19 protein-coding genes are annotated in these 19,292 nt (G+C 67.8%); 9 read left to right on the forward strand and 10 right to left on the reverse strand.

Annotation, left to right across the window (positions count from 1 at the left end):
• Positions 1-141: 141 nt before the first annotated feature.
• On the forward strand, positions 142-1,143 hold the full coding sequence (locus R2601_RS03595; protein WP_007793697.1) for a P1 family peptidase: 1,002 nt from the start codon (positions 142-144) through the stop codon (positions 1,141-1,143).
• Here the strand turns inward: R2601_RS03595 and R2601_RS03600 are convergent.
• Both R2601_RS03600 and R2601_RS03605 read right to left on the reverse strand, forming a co-directional pair.
• Entirely contained in the window at positions 1,140-1,931 is a 792-nt protein-coding gene (locus tag R2601_RS03600) for an SseB family protein (RefSeq protein WP_007793699.1), read from the reverse strand. The two genes, R2601_RS03595 and R2601_RS03600, sit on opposite strands and share 4 nt — an antisense overlap.
• Positions 1,928-2,524 (reverse strand): uracil-DNA glycosylase family protein, encoded by a 597-nt coding sequence (locus R2601_RS03605; protein ID WP_007793702.1) that lies wholly within the window; start codon positions 2,522-2,524, stop codon positions 1,928-1,930. The genes R2601_RS03600 and R2601_RS03605 overlap by 4 nt, the downstream gene beginning before the upstream one ends.
• Positions 2,525-2,629: 105 nt before the next feature.
• Here R2601_RS03605 and R2601_RS03610 point away from each other — a divergent pair, with 105 nt between their 5' ends.
• From R2601_RS03610 to R2601_RS03625, 4 genes are all read left to right on the forward strand, one after another.
• On the forward strand, positions 2,630-2,980 hold the full coding sequence (locus tag R2601_RS03610) for an ArsR/SmtB family transcription factor (protein WP_040544333.1): 351 nt from the start codon (positions 2,630-2,632) through the stop codon (positions 2,978-2,980).
• Complete coding sequence (locus R2601_RS03615) at positions 2,973-3,995, forward strand: permease (RefSeq protein WP_007793707.1); 1,023 nt, start codon at positions 2,973-2,975, stop codon at positions 3,993-3,995. The genes R2601_RS03610 and R2601_RS03615 overlap by 8 nt, the downstream gene beginning before the upstream one ends.
• Positions 3,996-4,195: 200 nt before the next feature.
• Entirely contained in the window at positions 4,196-4,855 is a 660-nt protein-coding gene (locus R2601_RS03620; RefSeq protein WP_007793709.1) for an ABC transporter ATP-binding protein, read from the forward strand.
• Entirely contained in the window at positions 4,833-6,635 is a 1,803-nt protein-coding gene (locus R2601_RS03625; RefSeq protein ID WP_007793713.1) for a KpsE/RkpR family capsule polysaccharide export protein, read from the forward strand. Before R2601_RS03620 ends, R2601_RS03625 begins: the two co-directional genes overlap by 23 nt.
• 79 nt (positions 6,636-6,714) lie before the next feature.
• Here the strand turns inward: R2601_RS03625 and R2601_RS03630 are convergent, their stop codons facing one another.
• The 6 genes from R2601_RS03630 to R2601_RS03655 form a co-directional block, all read right to left on the reverse strand.
• Complete coding sequence (locus tag R2601_RS03630) at positions 6,715-7,281, reverse strand: NADPH-dependent FMN reductase (RefSeq protein ID WP_007793717.1); 567 nt, start codon at positions 7,279-7,281, stop codon at positions 6,715-6,717.
• A 173-nt stretch (positions 7,282-7,454) separates the two neighbouring features.
• Entirely contained in the window at positions 7,455-8,381 is a 927-nt protein-coding gene (locus tag R2601_RS03635; RefSeq protein WP_007793720.1) for an electron transfer flavoprotein subunit alpha/FixB family protein, read from the reverse strand.
• A complete protein-coding gene (locus R2601_RS03640; RefSeq protein ID WP_007793723.1) occupies positions 8,381-9,139 on the reverse strand; it encodes an electron transfer flavoprotein subunit beta/FixA family protein in 759 nt (252 codons plus the stop codon). Before R2601_RS03640 ends, R2601_RS03635 begins: the two co-directional genes overlap by 1 nt.
• A 172-nt stretch (positions 9,140-9,311) precedes the next feature.
• A complete protein-coding gene (locus tag R2601_RS03645; protein ID WP_007793726.1) occupies positions 9,312-10,460 on the reverse strand; it encodes a M48 family metallopeptidase in 1,149 nt (382 codons plus the stop codon).
• Between the two features lie 5 nt (positions 10,461-10,465).
• Positions 10,466-11,671 carry a DUF898 family protein gene (locus R2601_RS03650; protein ID WP_007793729.1) on the reverse strand — a complete coding sequence of 402 codons (1,206 nt, stop codon included), beginning with the start codon at positions 11,669-11,671 and terminating at the stop codon, positions 10,466-10,468.
• 87 nt (positions 11,672-11,758) lie between these two features.
• On the reverse strand, positions 11,759-14,182 hold the full coding sequence (locus R2601_RS03655; protein WP_007793731.1) for a DNA topoisomerase IV subunit A: 2,424 nt from the start codon (positions 14,180-14,182) through the stop codon (positions 11,759-11,761).
• A gap of 183 nt (positions 14,183-14,365) precedes the next feature.
• Between R2601_RS03655 and R2601_RS03660 the strand changes: the two genes are divergently transcribed.
• Genes R2601_RS03660 through R2601_RS03675 form a run of 4 tightly spaced genes read left to right on the forward strand, consistent with a single transcriptional unit; the run spans position 14,366 to position 16,727 of the window.
• Entirely contained in the window at positions 14,366-14,995 is a 630-nt protein-coding gene (locus tag R2601_RS03660) for an SH3 domain-containing protein (RefSeq protein ID WP_007793733.1), read from the forward strand.
• Between the two features lie 59 nt (positions 14,996-15,054).
• On the forward strand, positions 15,055-15,888 hold the full coding sequence (locus R2601_RS03665; RefSeq protein ID WP_007793736.1) for an SDR family NAD(P)-dependent oxidoreductase: 834 nt from the start codon (positions 15,055-15,057) through the stop codon (positions 15,886-15,888).
• A 60-nt stretch (positions 15,889-15,948) separates the two neighbouring features.
• Positions 15,949-16,152, forward strand: a complete 204-nt coding sequence (locus R2601_RS03670; protein WP_007793740.1) for a twin transmembrane helix small protein — start codon at positions 15,949-15,951, stop codon at positions 16,150-16,152.
• A 2-nt stretch (positions 16,153-16,154) separates the two neighbouring features.
• A complete protein-coding gene (locus R2601_RS03675) occupies positions 16,155-16,727 on the forward strand; it encodes a cob(I)yrinic acid a,c-diamide adenosyltransferase (RefSeq protein WP_007793742.1) in 573 nt (190 codons plus the stop codon).
• A 140-nt stretch (positions 16,728-16,867) separates the two neighbouring features.
• On the opposite strand, the gene R2601_RS03680 is transcribed toward R2601_RS03675, so the two are convergent.
• Positions 16,868-18,145, reverse strand: a complete 1,278-nt coding sequence (locus R2601_RS03680; RefSeq protein WP_040545103.1) for an acetylornithine deacetylase/succinyl-diaminopimelate desuccinylase family protein — start codon at positions 18,143-18,145, stop codon at positions 16,868-16,870.
• Positions 18,146-18,281: 136 nt separating this feature from the next.
• The gene (locus tag R2601_RS03685) at positions 18,282-19,232 is read right to left on the reverse strand and encodes a DUF2125 domain-containing protein (RefSeq protein ID WP_040544335.1); all 951 of its coding nucleotides are present in this window, start codon (positions 19,230-19,232) and stop codon (positions 18,282-18,284) included.
• Between the last annotated feature and the right edge of the window lie 60 nt (positions 19,233-19,292).

Here is a 19,292-nt window from a genome sequence, read left to right on the forward strand (position 1 = left end):
TGCGGGTAGGGTGGGTGGGGGCGCTGCCCCCGTCCGCGCAGGCGCGGACTCCCCCGAGGTATTTTTGAACCAGAGAAGGGGCGGGGGATTGCGCTGATCCCCGGCCTTGGCGAGGGTCGCCGGAAGACAGGGGAGAATGCGATGCGACCGGGACCGAGAAACCTGATCACCGATGTGGAGGGGCTGCATGTCGGCCACGCCGAGGATGCGGGCCTGAAGTCGGGTGTCAGCGTGGTCACTGCGGAGGCGCCCTTCGTGGCCTCGGTGGCGGTGATGGGCGGGGCACCCGGCACGCGCGAGACCGATCTGCTGGCGCCGGACAAGTCGGCGCCGGGGGTGGATGCTCTGGTGCTCTCTGGCGGCAGTGCTTTCGGGCTGGCGGCGGCGCAAGGGGTGATGGATGCGCTGCACGAGGCCGGGCGCGGCTTCGAGGTGCTCTCGGTGCGGGTGCCGCTGGTGCCGGCGGCGATCCTCTTCGATCTGCTCAATGGTGGCGACAAGGCGTGGGCCGAGAACCCCTACCCGTGGCTGGGGCGCAAAGCGTTGGCGGCGGCGGGGGCGAACTTTGGGCTTGGCAGTGTCGGGGCGGGCTGCGGCGCGCAGACGGCGATGCACAAGGGCGGGCTCGGCTCAGCGAGCCTGGTGCTCGAGGACGGCATCACCGTGGGCGCGCTGGTGGCGGTGAACCCGCTGGGCAGCGTCACCACGCCCTCGGGGCGGCATTTCTGGGCCGCGCCGCACGAAATGGGCGGCGAGTTCGGTGCCCTGGGTGTGGACCCGGCGAGCGGCGTAGCGCTGCCGCAAAGCCGCAAGAGTGCCGCGATGGCGGCGCAGGGCAACACCACCATCGCGGTGGTGGCGACCGATGCGGCCCTCGACAAGGCGCAGTGTCACCGCGTGGCGGTGGCGGCGCATGACGGCATCGCGCGGGCCATCGTGCCGGCGCACACGCCGATGGATGGCGACCTGGTGTTCTCGGCCGCGACGGCGCGCCGCGCGCTGGAAGCGCCGGCGCTGCAGCTGGCGCAGATCGGCCACGCCGCCAGCATCTGCCTTGCCCGCGCCATCGCCCGCGCGGTCTGGGAGGCGACACCGGCGCCGGGCGACACCTTGCCGACGCTGCGCGCGGAGCTAAGGCTCTAGCGCAGGATCGGCGGGCTGTCGGGATCGGAGCCGGGCGCGGCGCGCTCGGCGCGCTGGGGTTCGTGCAGCTCGGGCAGGTCGAAGCGCAGCCCGTTCCGCGCCAGCAGCGCCGCCAGCGGCTCGGCGTCGCGCACGAAGCTCACGTCCAGTGACCCGGCCTCGATGCCGGAGAACACCAGCGCCTCGTTGACCGCGCGGGCCAGCGCGTCCTCGGCGCCGGGGGTGGCGCCGGCGAAGGCCAGCAGGTGGCTGCGCGTGCCATCGGCATAGCGCACGCCCGCCAGCCAGGCGCAGCGCGCAAGCCCCGCGGCGGTGGCGAGCTTGGTGTCGAGCGCGGTGATCAGCACTTCGGGCAAGCCGCCTGGCGCGGTGACCTCTTCGATCCCGGCTTCGGCCTCCTGCGGGCCGTGGCCCAGCGTCTCGGAGAGCCAGTCCACCGCTTGCGGCGGCAGCAGGATCGAGGACGGCGCGACCTCGAGATTGACCGCGAGCCCGATGCCCTGACCGGTCAGCATCGCGGCCACGTTGCGCCCCGAGAGCGCGGCATAGGGGACAGGCTGGCCGACAAATTGCGACAGGCGTTCCTCGCGGTCGAAGACCAGCACGAAGCTGGCATCGGCGAGCTCGAACAGTTCGGGCTCGATCTGATCGCCCTCGGCCTCCTTGGTCAGCAGGAGGAACAGCTCGCTGTCGGCGAGCCGTTCGTAGAAGCGCAGGCGCGCGGCATCGTCCAGCGGCGCGGCCTCCATCGCCGCATGGGCGGCGTCGAGCGGGGTTGTTTCTGTCATTCCATCACCTCGCGGACACGGGCGCGCAGAACGGGCAGCAGCTCGTCCTCGAACCACGGGTTGCGTTTCAACCATGCCGTATTGCGCCAGGACGGATGCGGCAAGGGGATAGCGTCGGGAAGATGGTCGCGCCAGTTGCGCACCGTCTCGGTGACGCCGGTCTTCACGCCCAGATGGTAGCGATGGGCGTAGCCGCCGATATAGAGCCGCAGACGGACCTCGCCGAGTGCCGCGAACAGGCGGTCATGCCAGGTGTGGCGGCAGATCGGCGGCGGCGGCAGGTCGGAGCCCTGTGCGTCGTAGCCCGGAAAGCAGAAGGCCATCGGCATGATGGCGACGCGGGAGCGGTCCCAGAAGGTGGCGTCATCAAGCCCGAGCCACGCCCGCAGCCGGATGCCCGACGGGTCGTCGAAGGGGCGGGCAGCGTTGTGGGCGCGCATGCCCGGCGCCTGGCTGGCGATCAGAAGCCGCGCGCCGGGGGCGAACCACACCACCGGGCGCGGAGAGTGCCGGGTGGCGGTGGCGGCAAAACGCTCGGCGCAGAGTCGGCAGCGCGACAGTTCGTCTGCGAGGGCGGTAAGAGGCTCGGTCATGCCCCAGAGCTAGGGCGCGGGCGGCCGGGATGCCAGCCCCTCTATATTTCTAGGAATGTCGAAATAACGCTTGCCCGACTCGATTATTTCGATAATTCTGGAAATATGAAAAATGAGACATCCCCGACCCACACCCAGGAGATGGCGCTTGAAGTCGCCGCCTCGAAATTCGCGGCACTCGGTTCCGAGCAGCGGCTCAACGTCCTCAAGGTGCTGGTGCGCTCCGGGCCCGCGGGGCTCAGCATCGGTGAGCTTGGCCAGCGCGCCGGAGTTACCGGCTCCACGCTCACCCATCACCTGCGCATCCTGACCCAGGCCGGGCTGGTGCAGCAGGCCCGCGAAGGGCGCAGTATCATCTGCGCCGCCGCCGCCTATGACGAGGTGCGTGCGCTGTCGGATTTCCTTCTCACCCAATGCTGCGCGGATTGCGGCGACACGGAGCACGACCATGGCTGATACCACTACCCCCACAAGCCGCCTGCCGAAGATCGACAAGGCCTGGGCCGCAAGCGCCGCGGTTCTTGCGGGCGTCGCGCTGGCAGAGCCGGCGCAGCTCTGGCCGACCATCGGCTTCGCGGTGGAGGCGCTTCTGGGCACCGCGCCGTTCATCCTCTTCGCAGTGCTTGCGGTGGCCTATGTGAAGGCCGCCGGGGCCGAGACGCTGCTGTCGCGCGCCTTCGAGGGGCGCGAGACCCGGATGATCGTGCTGGCCGCGCTGCTGGGCGGGCTCTCGCCCTTCTGTTCCTGTCAGGTGATCCCGTTCATCGCGGCGCTTCTGGCAGTGGGCGCACCGCTGAGTGCCGTGATGGCGTTCTGGCTGGCGTCACCGCTGATGGACCCGGCGATGTTCCTGATCACCTCGGGTACGCTGGGCTGGGATTTCGCCATCGGCAAGACGTTGGCGGCGGTGGGCATCGGCCTCTTGGGCGGTGTCGGGACGATGATGCTCAAGAACAGCCCGGTCTTTGCCGATCCGCTGCGCGAGAAGCCGCAGGTCGGCGGCTGCTGCGGTGTGAAAAAGCCGTTCCAGGGCAAGCCGGTCTGGCGCTTCTGGGGTGAGGCCGAGCGCCGCGAGACCTTCCGTACCGAGGCCGTGACGAACTTTGTCTTCCTGCTCAAGTGGCTGCTGCTGGCCTACCTGCTCGAAGCGGTGATGCTGCGCCACATCCCCGCCGAGATGATCGCGAACCTACTTGGCGGTACGGGGCTGTGGCCGGTGCTGCTCGGGGCCTTCGTCGGGGCGCCTGCCTATCTCAACGGCTACGCCGCGGTGCCGCTGGTCGACGCGCTGCTGACGCAGGGCATGGCGCCGGGGGCGGCGATGAGCTTCGTGGTGGCCGGCGGCGTGAGCTGCATCCCTGCCGCGGTCGCGGTCTGGGCGCTGGTCAAGCCGCGGGTCTTTGCGGCCTATCTCGGCTACGCCATTCTGGGCGCGATGATCGCTGGGCTGCTCTGGGGCGCCTACGCCTGAGGCTGGGCCGACACTGCCGCAGGGCCGTGCCCACATGGCATGGTTGAGGCGGCCTTAATCGAGAACAATCCACGCGCTATCTGGGCGGTGGATTGTTCTTTGTTTCCCATTCGGGCCATAATATCACCTGAATTCGCACCTAAGACATGCTTAATGCGCCAACGGTAGAACGAGTGGCGCCGGTGAGCCGAGGCACGGTGATGTTAGAGTTCGATATGGTCAGCAAGTCCTTCTGGACCGGCGTGCAGCGCAAGGTGATCCTTGACCGCGTGTCGTTCCGGGTCGAGCTGGGCCAGTCTCTCGGCATCCTGGCCCCCAACGGCACCGGCAAGACCACGCTCATCCGCATGATGGCCGGTCTCGAGAAGCCCGACGAGGGCGAGATCCGCCAGAACTGCCGGGTGTCGTTTCCACTGGGCTTCATGGGCGGTGTCGTCTCGAAGATCTCGGCCCGCGAGAACGCCCGCTTCATCGCGCGCATGTACGGCATCGATCCCGACTACGTCGAGAGCTTCTGCCGCTGGCTCTGCGGGCTGGGCGAGTATTTCGACCAGCCGATCGGCACATATTCCAGCGGCATGCGGTCGCGGTTCACCTTTTCGCTGATGCTGGCCCTCGACTTCGACATCTACCTGATCGACGAAGGCATGCCGAATTCGACCGATGTCGAGTTCAACCGCAAGGCCGGCGACATCCTTGCCGAACGGCTGCGCACCACGACGATCATCATCGTCTCGCACCAGCCGCAGATCCTCGAGAAGTTCGCGCGCAAAGCAGCCGTGCTGATGGACGGCAAGCTGCACATGTTTGAAACCTTGGAAGAAGCGAAGCAGCTCTATGACTACGAAACCCAAGGCTAGAAAGTTCCGCGTCCGCCGCAGCGCCCCCGTCTCCCACGCGCCAGAGGAGGCCAGCGCCCCGCAGGTCCCGCCGCAGCCGCGCAGCGAGCAGCCGAGCCGGGCCGCCGCAGCGCCGGCGGCGAAGCCGACGCAACCCGCGCGGGCCTCTGCCGCGAAGCCGGCACAGGCACAGGGACAGGCGTCGTCCGCGCCCGGCGAGACGCCGCGGCAGCGCCCGCAATTCGCGCCCTCGCAAGAGGCCGCCAAGGCCCGCGCAGGCGAGGTCAGCTCGGCGGCGCAGGTCGCGGGCGAAGTCGACATGGATGCGATCCGCCGCGAGGGGCTGACCGGGCGCCAGCTGCGCATGGCGCGGCGGGTGGCGCAGAAGCACGGGCTCGCTCCGACCTCGGATTTCGACGCGGTGCGCCTGCTGCGGGCCCGCGGCATCGACCCGTTCCAGCGCGCCAACATGCTCGAGCTCGTGGTGCCGGAGGCCGGTGGCGCAGGCGGGGCAGGGGCGGTGCCGCCCGGTGCCGCAGCACCCGGTCAGCCGCCCGCGCAACGGCCGGATGGCAAGGTGCAGCTGCCGCAGACCGTGCCCGCCGGCGGCAACAAGATCCAGCTGCCCTCGACCGAGACCGCCAGCCCGGCCGAACGCCGCGCCGCCGAGATCTCCAAGATCCAGCAGGAGCTTGCCGCGCGCCGTCGCAAGCGGCTCATGCTGCTGCTGACCCGGCTGGCGTTCTTCGTCCTGCTGCCGACGCTGATCGCGGGCTACTATTTCTACGTTGTCGCCACGCCGATGTATGCCACGAAGTCGGAATTCCTCATCCTCAAGGCCGAGAACTCGGGCAGCTCCATGGGCAGCCTGTTCTCCGGCACCCAGTTCGCCACCAATCAGGACGCCATCGCGGTGCAGAGCTACCTGCTCTCGAAGGACGCCATGCTGCGGCTCGATGGGGACGAGGGCTTCAAGGCGCATTACGAGCAGGATTGGATCGACCCGATCCAGCGGCTCGATCCCGGCGCCTCGAACGAGGAGGCCTACAAGCTCTACAAGCGCAATATCGAGATCGGCTACGACCCGACCGAAGGCGTTCTGAAGATGGAGATCATGGCCGCCGATCCCGAGACCGCCGCCCAGTTCAGCCGCGCGCTGATCGGCTACGCCGAGGAGCGGGTCGACAACCTGTCGCTGCGCAAGCGGTCGAACGCGGTGACCGATGCCGAGGAGGGACTCGCCGAGGCCGAGCAGGCCCGCGCCGCAGCGCAGGAGAAACTGGTGCGGATGCAGCAGGAGGGCGCGGTGATCGACCCCGAGGGCCGCATCGCCGCCCTGCGCAGCCAAATCAACAATATCGAGATCCAGTTGCAGGAGAAGAAGCTCGCGCTGCAGGCCCAGCTCGACAATGCCCGTCCCAACTCGGCGCGCGTACAGGGCGCCGAGGGAGAGGTGCGCCGGCTCGAGAACCTGCTGGCCGAGCTCAATGCCGACATGACCACCGCCACCACGGGCGAGAACTCGCTGGCCGAGATCGCGGTGCAGGTGCAGCTTGCCGAGGCCGATCTGGCGACCCGTGACCTGATGCTGCAATCGGCGCTGGAGCGTCTCGAGCAGGCGCGCCGCGATGCCGACAGCCAGGCGCGCTACCTGACGACCTCGGTGGTGCCTGTGGCCTCCGAGGATCCGAGCTATCCGCGCAGCTTCGAGAACACCATCCTCGCCTTCCTGATCTTCTCGGGCGTCTACCTGATGATCTCGCTCACCGCCTCGATCCTGCGCGAGCAGGTCTCGAGCTGAGCCGAAGCCGAAGGCCAGGCAAACGAAACGGGCGCCGGAGGGATCCGGCGCCCGTTCCATGTCGAGACGATGTCGAGGCTCAGCCGCGGGCCGGCTTGAGCGCCTCGGCCCAGACGTGAAGCTCGTCAAGGAGGCCGGCGGCGCCCTTCTGCACTTCCTCGTTCGGGCTCAGGGTCTGCTCTTCGGTGATGTCGCCGAAGACCATCGGGATCGGCACAACCTGCTTGAGCGGCATGACGTTCATGTTGGCCAGCAGGGCTCGCAGCTCCTGCGCACCGCGCATGCCGCCCGAGATGCCGCCATAGGAGACGACGCCGGCGGGCTTGCGGGCCCATTCCAGAACCAGAGCCTGGATCGCGTTCACGATCGAGGCGGGCGGGAAGTAGTTGTATTCCGGGGTCACGAAGAGGAACGCGTCGGCATCCCCGATGGCCGCGCTCCATTTCTTGGTGTGCTCGTGCTGGTAGTCCTGCATCGCCGGGTGGTTCGGCTCGTCGAGAAGCGGCAGGTCGAAGGAGGCGAGGTCGACGATCTCGACATCGAACTTGCCGTGGGCCTTGGCCTGGTCGGCGGTCCAGTTGCTGATGATCGGACCGATGCGGCCCGGGCGCGTGCTTGCGGTGATGATCTTGAGCTTGAGTGCCATGGTGTCAGTCCTTTCCAGCATGGGATTTGACTGGATAGCTAACACTTCGCTGCGCCGCGGCAACGGCCGCGATTGCACAGCCGCCCTGCATGGTTGCACGGGCTCCCGCAAAATATCGCCACGAAAAAGGCCCGCCGTTTCCGGCGGGCTTTTCGCTGTCTCTGGCTCGGGGCTTAGACCTTTTCGGTCAGCGCCGGCACCGCTTCGAAGAGGTCCGCCACGAGGCCGAAATCGGCGACCTGGAAGATCGGCGCCTCTTCGTCCTTGTTGATCGCGACGATGATCTTGCTGTCCTTCATGCCGGCGAGGTGCTGGATCGCCCCCGAGATGCCGCAGGCGACGTAGAGATCCGGGGCCACGACCTTGCCGGTCTGGCCAACCTGCCAGTCGTTCGGGGCAAAGCCCGAGTCGACCGCGGCGCGCGAGGCACCGACGGCGGCGCCAAGCTTGTCGGCGAGCTTCTCGATGATCACGAAATCCTCTTCCGAGCCCACGCCGCGACCGCCGGAGACGACGATCTTGGCCGAGGTCAGCTCGGGGCGGTCGCTCTCGGCCACCTTGTCCTCGACCCATTCCGACAGCGCCGGGTCCTCGGCGGCGGCGATGTCCTCGACCGCGGCCGAGCCGCCGGTGGCGGCGGCGTCGAAGGTCGAGGTACGGAAGGTGATAACCTTCTTTTCATCCTTCGACTTTACCGTCTGCATGGCGTTGCCGGCATAGACCGGGCGCTCGAAGGTGTCGGCATCAACCACGGAGGTGACATCGGTCAGCACCATCACGTCCAGCAGCGCCGCGACGCGGGGCAGGATGTTCTTCGCATCGGTGGTCGCCGGGGCCACGATGTGGCTGTAATCGCCGGCGAGCGACACGATCAGCGCCGCGGTGGGCTCCGCCAGGCGGTGGCCGTAAAGCGCATCCTCGGCGACCAGCACCTTGGACACGCCCTCGATGGTCGCGGCCTCGTCGGCGGCGTCCTTGGCGGTGGCGCCCACGGCCAGCACGGTCACGTCGCCCAGCGGCGCGGCGGCTGCCACGGCCTTGGCGGTGGCGTCCATCGCCAGCGTGCCGTCATTGATTTCTGCAATAAGGAGAACAGCCATCAGATCGCACCCTTTTCCTTGAGTTTCTCGACCAGCTCGTCGACCGAGCCCACCATGATGCCCGCGGCGCGTTCCGCCGGCTCGGCGGTCTTGACGATCTCGAGCCGCGGCGCGACGTCGACGCCGTAATCGGCGGGGGTCTTCTCGTCGAGCGGCTTCTTCTTCGCCTTCATGATGTTGGGCAGCGAGGCGTAGCGCGGCTCGTTGAGGCGCAGGTCGGTGGTGACGATGGCGGGCAGCTTGACCTTGATGGTCTGCAGGCCGCCGTCGACCTCGCGGGCCACTGTGGCGGCGTCGCCGTCGACCTCGAGCGAGTTGGCGTTGGTCGCCTGGGCGTAGCCGGTCAGCGCCGCCAGCATCTGGCCGGTGGCGTTGAGGTCGTTGTCGATGGCCTGCTTGCCGCAGATCACCAGGCCCGGCTCTTCTTCCTTGACGATGGCGGCCAGAAGCTTGGCCACGGCCAGCGGCTCGATATCCTCGTGCACGTCGTCGGCGGCGGTCACCAGGATGGCGCGGTCGGCGCCCATGGCGAGACCGGTGCGCAGGGTCTCCTGCGCCTGCTTGACGCCGATCGAGACGACGATCACTTCCTCGGCCTTGCCGGCTTCCTTGAGGCGGATGGCCTCTTCGACGGCGATTTCGTCGAACGGGTTCATCGACATCTTCACGTTGGCCAGATCGACGCCGCTTCCGTCCGCTTTCACACGAACCTTCACGTTGTAGTCGATCACGCGCTTCACAGGCACAAGCACCTTCATCGGCGGTATCTCCCTAGAGTGCGTCGCGTCAGGCGCGACTTGGAAACTGTCTCACAGGGGGTGATAGCGAAGAGGACGCGAGGGAAACAGGTCTAAAACGACATGTTGGCCCTAACAGACGCCGCGTTTTTCGCCGAAATCGGGTGCATGCGGGTTTGAGAACAACTCCACGTCAGTCGGCGTCCCGTGTGTTGACCTGATTGTCGCAAATATCCTGTAGCGCGCGCCACGCGTCAGTGCTCAGTGCGGGGCGGTGGGGTGAGTCGCCGGACGAGGCCGCGCCCGCCGCCGCGATGCGGTCGGTGAGTCGCGGATGCGAGGCGAAATGCGCCATTGGGCCGTCGACATCGCCATATTCCTCGCGAAACCGCTCGAACATGTCGCCAAGCGCGGAGGGCGGCAGTCCTGCACCGCGCAGCATGTCGAAGGCAAAGGCGTCGGCCTCGGCCTCGGCATCCTGGCTGTAGCTGGCGCTGATCATGCGTTCGGCGAGCAGGACCGTCGCCGCGCCGCCGGTGAAATCGCCGAAGAGGAGTCCCAAAAGTCCGACCGAGCCGGCGGTGCGCAGGGCGTTGCGCGTCGGGTCGCGATGGACCACGTGACCGATCTCGTGGGCCAGCACGGCGGCCACCATGTCGGGGTCGCCGGCGCCCTCGAGCAGGCCGCGCATCACCACGATGTGACCGCCGGGCACCGCGAAGGCGTTCATCATCTTGTGGTCGATCACGCTGACCTCGAGCGGGTAGCCGATCTCCTGCCCCTCGGTGAGCCGCGTCACCATGCGCTCGAGCGCCGCCACGCCCTCGGGGGCGGAGCAGTCGAGGGCGCCGGCCTCGGTGGCGCCGAAGACGCGCTCGATCTGGGCCTTCACGCCGCGACCGAAGGCGATCTCCTTCTCGACCGGGATCAGCCGCGACAGGGTCCCCGCGAGGGCCGGCAAGATGACGAAGATCATCAGCAGGACGGCGGCCAGCGCCCCGCCGGCGCGCAGCGCCACCCGCCGCCAGGTGCCCTCGCGAAGGTCCCGCCGGGTCAGCCGGGGCCGGGTGCGTCGCAGCCACGCGACCATCTCGGGGTCCTCGACCACCAGCCGGGCGGTGTCGCGCAGCGATTCGTCCTCGGTCTCGAGATGGCGGGTCAGGATGAGCTGGTCGTCATCGGCGTGGTCGTGGAGCTCACGCAGGTCCTGCAGTGGCCAGACCAGCGGCGCCTCGAGCCCGTCGCCGGTGATGACCAGCGCCTGCTGCTCGCGCGAGAGCGCCACCTCGACCGCATGCCGCGCCGCCGACCGGCCGTCATAGAGATGCGCCGCGCCCTGCATCGCGCTCAGATCGCCCCGCCGATGTCGAGCGCATCGGCGAAGCCCTCTGCATCCGCACCGGTATCGGCGGCGCGCTGGCGGATGTCGGCCAGCGCCGTCAGGTTGATGACGGTGAGGGTGGTCACATAGTGCTTCAGGATCGGCTGGGTGATCAGCGCAAGCGCCCCCGCGCGCGCCGCGATCAGCGTCATGAGGTAGCCGGCGGCGGTGATCAGCACGGGCGGGATCATGCCCGGCTGGAAGCCGGGGCCGGTGGTCTCGAAATCAAGCCCAGAGAGCGCGAAGGCGACGATGCCGCCGAAGACGCCGGTGGCGACCGAGAGGCCGAGGCCAAGCAGCAAAGCGCCCAGCACGTAGGTGCCGATCACCGTCTGGGTGCGGGGATGGGCGTGGAAGGCGACCTTGCGGCCCAGCATCTTGTGGCGCGACAGGTAGGCGAAGCTCTGCACCCGGTAGGAGATCACCCCGATCACCAGCCAGACCGCGCCCACGGGCAGCAGCAGCACCGCGAGAACCACCTTGCCGAGCGCGATGCTCAGCCCGCCGCAGGCCAGGAGCGCCAGCGCGACGAAGATCTGGCGCATGCAGCCGTATAGCGCCGTCCAGCGGCCTTCCTGCACAAAGCGCGCGGTGCCGAACCAGCTCCGGTCGGCCATGTATTTCTCGAGCCGGAAGGTCATCAGTGGCGTCAGCAGCCCCAGCGAGAGCAGCGTCAGCGCCCAGTATCCCAGCGCCCGGAGGGCATAGCCCCAGGCGGCCTTCTCCATGCCGAAGCGGATGCCACGCCAGCGGGTTCGGGCCATCTTGTAGCGCCTTGCGCGGTAGATCGCGAAGAAGATGAAGGGCAGCAGCGCCACCGCCGAGAGCGAGAAACCGGCGCCCTGTGCCAGCGCCTGCTCGGGGCTTTGCGGCTCGGCAAAGATCGTCATGCCGAACCAGAACAGCAGGATCTGGATCAGGCCGAGATAGACCGCGAGGAACACCACCGCGAGCAGGAAGCCGAGGAACTTCTCGAGCCCTGTGCCGGTATATTCGAAGCGCGAGCCCTCAAGCCGGGCGGCGGACCAGATGTAGCGGCGGATCCGCGTCTTGCCCCAGAAGCGATATATGCCGAGGGTGAGCAGGGTGAGGCACCCGGTGCGCAGCGCCAGCCAGAACAGCGCCTTGCCTTCACCGGTATACTCGCCGTGGCCGAAATTGCCGTCGTCCATGCTGAAATCTTCCTGTCGCGGTCGCGTGCGGGCAGGCTACACGCCCTGCCCCCGCGCGGAAACCGGCGGGGGCAGGGCAAACTCGGATCAGGTGAAGGTGTTGTCGCGGGGGAACCCGCGCGGCGCCATGCGGCCCGACCCGGCGCGCTTGCCGATCCACTCGTCGAGCGCGGCCTCGGTGCGGGTGCGGCCGGCGGGGTCCTTCCAGCTCAGGCCGTCGGCCAGCGTGAAGGTGGTGGCATCCGACAGTCCGCCATCCTTGTATTTCTGCAGCCGCACGCCCTTGCCGCGGCCCATCTCGGGCAGCTCGTCGAGCATGAAGACAAGCACCTTGCGGTTCTCGCCGACCACGGCCACCGCGTCACCGGTGACCGGCTTGCAGACCTGCGTCTTGACGCCATCCTTGACGTTGAGCACCTGCTTGCCGCTGCGGGTCTGCGCCAGAACGTCGTTCTCGGGCACGATGAAGCCGTCGCCGGCCGACGAGGCCACCAGCAGCTTGCGACCGGGCGTGTGCACGAGAAGGTCGTGGATCTCGGCCTCGTTGGGCAGGTCGACCATCAGGCGTACCGGCTCGCCCATGCCACGCCCGCCAGGCAGGTTGGCGGCAGAGAGCGTGTAGAAGCGCCCGTTCGAGCCGACCACCAGAAGCTTGTCGGTGGTCTCGGCGTGGAAGATGAAGCGCGGGCCGTCGCCATCCTTGAACTTCAGCTCGCGGTTCAGGTCGATATGGCCGGTCATGGCGCGGATCCAGCCCATCTGGCTGCACACCACGGTGATCGGCTCGCGCTCGATCATCGCCTCGAGCGGCACGTCCTCGGCCTCGCCGGCCTCGGCGAAGGTGGTCAGGCGGGCGCCGCGGTCGAGATCCTTGGCGAAGGCCTTCTTGACCTCGCGCAGCTGCTCGGAGACGCGCTTCCACTGCAGGTCTTCGCTGGCGAGCAGATCCTCGAGACCGGCACGCTCTTCCATCAGCTTGTCGCGCTCGTTGACCAGCTCGAGTTCCTCGAGCCGGCGCAAGCTGCGCAGGCGCATGTTGAGGATGGCTTCGGCCTGCACGTCCGAGAGCCCCTCGGACCGGCCGCCAAAGCGCTGCGGAATCTGCGTCGGGGTGCCCTCGTCGGCCAGCACGCCGCGGGCCTCGGCTTCCGGGTCGGGGCGCAGCTCGAGCGCCTTGACGTCGATCCCGGCGAGCGGCGAGCGGTAATCGCGCTCGTCCGTGGCGCGGGCGATCGTCGCCTGATGCGGCTTCGACCAGTCCTCGTACATCAGCGCCGCCTTGGGATCGTCGTCGTAGCGGATGATGTCGATCACGCGGTCGAGGTTGAGGAAGGCGATGATCAGGCCTTCGAGCACCTCGAGCCGGTTGTCGATCTTGGCCATGCGGTGCCGGGCACGGCGGCACAGCACGTCGCGGCGGAAGTCGAGGAAGGCGCGCAGCACTTCCTTGAGCGAGCAGACCTTGGGCGTCACGCCGTCGATCAGCACGTTCATGTTGAGCGAGAAGCGGGTCTCGAGATCGCTGTTCTTGAACAGCATGTTCATCAGCAGATCCGGGTCGACATTCTTCGACTTCGGCTCCAGCACCATGCGGATGTCCTCGGCGCTCTCGTCGCGGATGTCGGCGAGGATCGGAACCTTCTTGGTCTGGATCAGCTCGGCGAGGCGCTCGACCAGCTTGGACTTCTGCACCTGGTAGGGGATCTCGGTAACCACTGCCTGCCACTGGCCGCGTCCCAAGTCCTCGACCTCCCACTTGGCGCGCAGCCGGATCGAGCCGCGCCCGGTGCGATAGGCCTGGGCGATGTTGTCTCGCGGCTCGACGATCACGCCCCCGGTGGGGAAATCGGGTCCGGGCACGTATTGCAGCAGCGTGTCGTCGCCGGCGCCGGGGGCCTTGATGAGATGCAGGCAGGCGTCGATCAGCTCGCCGATATTGTGTGGCGGGATGTTGGTCGCCATGCCGACCGCGATGCCGCTCGAGCCATTGGCAAGCAGGTTCGGGTAGGAGGCCGGCAGCACCGACGGCTCTTCGAGGCGACCATCGTAATTGGGGCGGAAATCGACCGAGTTCTCGTCGAGCCCGTCGAGCAGCGCCTCGGCCATGATCGTCATGCGCGCCTCGGTGTAGCGCGAGGCCGCCGGATTGTCGCCGTCGATGTTGCCGAAATTGCCCTGACCGTCGACCAGCGGGTAGCGGATCGTGAAGTCCTGGGCGAGTCGCGCCATGGCATCATAGATCGCCGCGTCCCCATGCGGGTGGAAGTCCCCCATGGTGTCACCAGAGATCTTTGCGGACTTTAGAAAGCCCCCGTTGGAACTCAAACGCAGTCTGCGCATTGCATATAGGATACGACGATGAACGGGCTTGAGCCCGTCCCGGGCGTCCGGAAGCGCCCGGTTCATGATCGTCGACAGCGCATAGGTCAGGTAGCGGTCGCCGATGGCGCGGCGCAGAGGCTCGGCCACGTCACGGGGGTTCATATTGGGGTCATCGACGATGTCATTCATAGATGCTGAAATATCTGCCGAGCGCGGGACGGTAAAGCCGTCCCCGACAGCACGGCGAAAATTTTCCGCTTCCGGCGCGCCAAAGCGTCGGGAATCGGCTATCATGATGGCAACGGCACACGCATCGCGTGCCTCATTTTATGACTCTTTTTATTATCAATTTTGGAAGGAGGGCCGTTCGTCATGATCCGGTTCGTTCTCATCGTCTCGACCTTCGGGTTCCTCTCGCTGGCATGGTATCAGATGTCCGGCGGCGCAAATTTCGAGCCCGGCACACAAACCGCCGGCCTCCCCTCCCTGACCTTCCCTGACGGCAATGCCGCCGCACCCGAGGTGGCGCGGGGCGACATCAGCGGCGCCGATCTCACGTCGGTGGCACAGGTCGCTGCGGCGCCCACAAAATCCGATGGGATCGAGCCGAAACTCGACGTGACCCTCGCGGCGGCCGCCGGAACGCCGAATGCCACCGTGGAGGCCGAAAAGGCCGTTGAAGTGGCCTCGCTCGACACCCGCAATGATGCCGTGATGTCGAACGCCGCGCCGGGCGCCGTGGTCGAACGGGTCGTGTTCGGTGCCGAACCGCAGGCCGAGCCCGAGGCGGCCGAGACGGCGATGGATCTGCGCCGCGTCACCGGCAACGTGGTCAATGTGCGCAACGGACCCGGCACCGGCTATTCGGTGGTCAACCAGTTGCGGCGTGGCGACGAGGTCGCGGTGCTGACCGATCCCGGCGAGGGTTGGGTGAAGCTGCAGGCCATCGAGACCAAGCGGATCGGCTGGATGTCCGCCCGCTTCCTGCGCGCCGCCGACTGAGCGCCGCTTGAACTGCTGCGCGCCTTGGCTTACCCGGCCCGCAGCAGGGAAGGGCGCTCATGACCGGCAAGACGATCCTCATCACCGGATGTTCCTCGGGCATCGGATATGATGCTGCCCATGGGCTGCGCGCGCGTGGCTGGCGGGTGTTCGCCTCCTGCCGGCAGGAACGCGACTGCGACCGTCTGCGCGACGAGGGCTTCGAGAGCCCTCAGCTGGATTACGGTGACGAGGCCAGTATCCACCGGGCTCTCGGCGAGGTGCTCGAGGCCACCGGCGGCACGCTTGATGCGCTCTACAACAACGGCGCCTACGCCGTACCGGGCGCGGTCGAGGATCTTCCCACCGGCGCGCTGCGCGAAATCTTCGAGGCCAATGTCTTCGGCTGGCACACGCTGACACGCGCGTTGGTTCCGGTGATGCGCGCGCAGGGGCACGGGCGTATCGTCAACTGTTCCTCGGTGCTCGGGCTGGTGCCGATGCCGTGGCGCGGGGCGTATGTTTCGACGAAATACGCCCTCGAGGGGCTGACCGACGTGCTGCGCATCGAGATGCGCGACACCCCGATCGATGTGATCCTGATCGAGCCGGGCCCGATCACCTCGCGCATCCGGGCGAACTCGGTGCCGCATTTCGAGACATGGATCGACTGGCGCGCATCGCCGCGGGCGCGGCAATACGAGGCCTCGCTGCTCAAACGGCTCTATGCGGCGCCCTCGAAGGATCGGTTCGAGCTGCCGCCCTCGGCGGTGACGGATAAGCTTGTGCGTGCGCTTGAGCATCCCAGGCCCAAGCCGCGCTACTACGTCACGTTCCCGACGCATCTCATGGGGCGTCTTCGGCGCCTGCTGCCGACCCGCGCGCTGGATGCGCTGATCGACCGCGCCCGATAACAGGTTCGCTTTTTCCGCCCGAGCGGCTATGTCACGGGCAAAGCCCCGGAGGAGGTGACAATGAAAGACGATCCCCTGTTCATCGTGATGGCCATCGCCATGCTGGCTGTTGTCGGCATCCTGTTGTTCGGCATCGGCTCCTTCGCCCGGGGCGGCGAGTTCAACAAGAAATACGCGAACAAGGCGATGCGCTGGCGCATCATCGCGCAGTTCCTCGCGGTGGTGCTGATCATCCTGTTCGTCCTGATCCGCGGAGGAAGCTGACCATGGTTGTTCTGAGCAAGATCTACACCCGCACCGGCGACAAGGGCGACACCGCGCTGGTCGACGGCACCCGCGTGCCCAAGTTCAACGCCCGCGTCGAGGCCTATGGCACCGCCGACGAGCTGAACGCGGTGCTGGGGGTGACCCGGCTGCACGCCGACGCCGATCTCGACGCCGCATTGTCTCGGATCCAGAACGATCTCTTCGATCTCGGCGCCGATCTCGGTCGCCCGGACATGGCGAAGGATGCCGAGGCCGGCTATCCTGTGCTGCGCATGGTGGCGCGGCAGGTGGACCGGCTCGAGGAAGAGATCGACGCGATGAATGCCCGGCTCGAGCCGCTGCGCAGCTTCGTCCTGCCGGGCGGCTCGGCGGTCTCCGCGCATCTGCACCAGTGCCGCACCGTGGCCCGCCGCGCCGAACGCCGCGCCGTGGAGCTGGCCTCGCTCGAGGAGGTCAACGAACACGCGGTGAAATACCTCAACCGCCTCAGCGACTGGTTCTTCGTCGCCTCGCGCATCGCCAATGACGACGGCAAGGCAGATGTGTTGTGGGTTCCGGGAGCGAACCGCTGACAAGCGGCGGGGCGTCCAGTGGACGGCCCGGTTCTCGGAAGCGCCGTCAGGCGCAGGCCCAGAGGGCGGGAGCGAACCGCTGACAAGCGGCGGGGCGTCCAGTGGACGGCCCGGCCGGGCTTGCCGACGTGTGAACGGACCTATTTGGGCAACAGCAGCCGTTCGAGGCTGCGCCCCATCACCCGCGCGCTGTCGAGCATGTCGGTGACGCCGACCCATTCATCGGGCTTGTGCGCCAGTTCCAGCACTCCCGGACCGTAGGCGATGCAGTTCTTCAGCTTGCCGATGCGGTCGATGTGCTTCTGGTCATAGCTGCCGGGCGAGGCCACGTAGGTCGCCTCGGTGCCCAGTTCCTCGCGGATCGCCTCGGTCACCGTGGTCACCACCGGTGCGTCGCGGTCGGTCATCGACGGGATCACGCGGTTGAGCTCGCGGATCTCGTAGTCGAAATTCTCGCGCCGCGCCTTGAGGTCCTCGAGCAGCGCCACCACTTCGTCGCGCACCCCGTCGGCCGTCTCCTCGATCAGGAAGCGCCGGTCGATCACGATCCGGCAGCTGTCGGGCACGCAATGGGCCGGCAGACCGTCGAAATCCGGTAGGTTTTCGGGCTGGCCGCCGTGGATCGCGTTGATGTTCATCGTCGACTGCCGGGCGCCCTCGGGCACCACCGGCATCTCCGTATGCCGCGCCGCCATCGCCGGGAACAGCCGCTCCTCGAACGCCGCCAGCACCGCGCCCATGTGGCGCACCGCGCAGTCGCCGAGGAAGGGCATGGACCCGTGGGCGATCTCGCCCTTGGTCTCGATCTCGGCCCACCAGCCGCCGCGGTGGCCCAGGCAGATGCGGTCCTTGTTGAGCGGCTCGGGGATGATCACGTGCTGCACCCGCTCGGGTGCGAACCAGCCCTTTTCCGCCAGATAGGCCACGCCGCCATAGCCGCCGGATTCCTCGTCTGCCGTGGCGCTGATCTCGATGGCGCCAGCATAGTCGGGGTGGGCCTCGATGAAGGCCTCGGCGGCGATCACCGAGGCAGCGAGCCCGCCCTTCATGTCGCAGGCGCCGCGGCCAAAGATGCGGTCGCCGTCGAGTTCCGCGCCGAACGGGTCGCGGGTCCAGCCATGGCCGACCTCGACCACGTCGTGATGCGAGTTGAAATGTACACAGTCGCCGGGGCGGGCGCCTTCGTGGCGGGCGACGAGGTTCCAGCGCGGGTAGCGCTCGCTGTCGCCGGGCGCGCCTTCGGCGCGAACCAGTTCGCAGGCGAAGCCGCGAGCGGTGAGCCGGGTCTTCAGCATGTCGCAGATCGCGCGGTAGTTCTCGCCGGGCGGGTTCAGGGTCGGGATGCGGATCAGCGCCTGTGTCAGCGCGATCAGCTCGTCGCGCCTGGCCTCGATCCGCCGGGAAAGGCTGTCACTCATGGCGCCACTGTTCCCGGGATCCGCGCCCGGCGCAAGGGTGATGCGCCCGGTGTTGAAACGAGGAATTTTCTGCGAAAATTCCTCCACGTGTCGGGCGGGACAAGAAAATTCGGACGAATTTTCTTGGGCGTCGCGGTCAGCGCAGTTGCGGGGCCGGACCGAGGGGCAGGATCCCGAGCCAGGTTCGGCGGTCGCGGAACTCGAAGGTCACGTCGATGGTGTCGCGCCGTCCGGAGATCCCGGCGATCAGCTGCGCACCGCCCTCGATCAGCGCCAGAAGTTCCTCGGGCACGCGCCCGGCGCGGCGCTCGGCCTCGATGGCCTCGGCCACGTTCTCGACCCGGAGCGAGAGCTGGCCCTCGGGGTAGCCGTCTTCGTCCACGTCCATCTCGCCGGTGGCCGCGAGGCGCAGCGCGTCCTTTCCGATCTCGGCCCGGGCGATCTCGATCCGCGTCGGCCGCGGCTCGCCGGCTGCGCCGAGCGACAGCGGCTCGGCCAGCGTCACATGCGCGTCGAGCTCCAGCCCGTCCTCGCTGCCGCCGGGCAGGGCGGCGCCGCCGGTGGCGATGCCCTCGGCATTGACCGCGATCCGGTAGCGCCTGTCACTGTCCTCGGTGCGGGAGATCGCGGCGGTCAGGTCGCGCAGGGCCAGCGGCGCCTCGCCCGAGATGTTCAGCACCCCGGCCTCGGCATTGGCGCGCAGCAGCAGATCGCCGTCACGCACGAGGCTGGCGCGCAGCCCCTCGGCGGTGATCTCGTGCCGTGCCCCGTCGCGGGTCAGAACCTGTGTCTCCGGGAAAGCCACGATGACGTGGTCGCGGTTGTAGACCACCTGCAGCACCTGCAGGAGCGGGGCCTCCCAGACGGTTTCGGTCTCGGGGTCAGCCAGCACCAGCCCGGTGAACGTGGTGTCGAGCCGGTTGGGAAAGCCGCGGATCGCCAGATCCTCGTAGGAGGCCTCCCAGCCGTCAGCACGCTGGCCTTCGAACCACGCCTCGATGGCGCTGCGCTGCATCCAGGCCGACCAGCCCCAATAGGCCGACCAGGCCAGTGCCGCCGCGATCACCAGTAGCGTCAGTCGTTTCACCGCGGCTCCCCCCTTTTCCGGACACGCCCGATGGTGTTTACAGCCCGCCAAAGGAAAGGA

Origin of the sequence: Salipiger bermudensis HTCC2601, assembly GCF_000153725.1 — a bacterium.
Taxonomy (GTDB): Bacteria; Pseudomonadota; Alphaproteobacteria; order Rhodobacterales; family Rhodobacteraceae; genus Salipiger; species Salipiger bermudensis.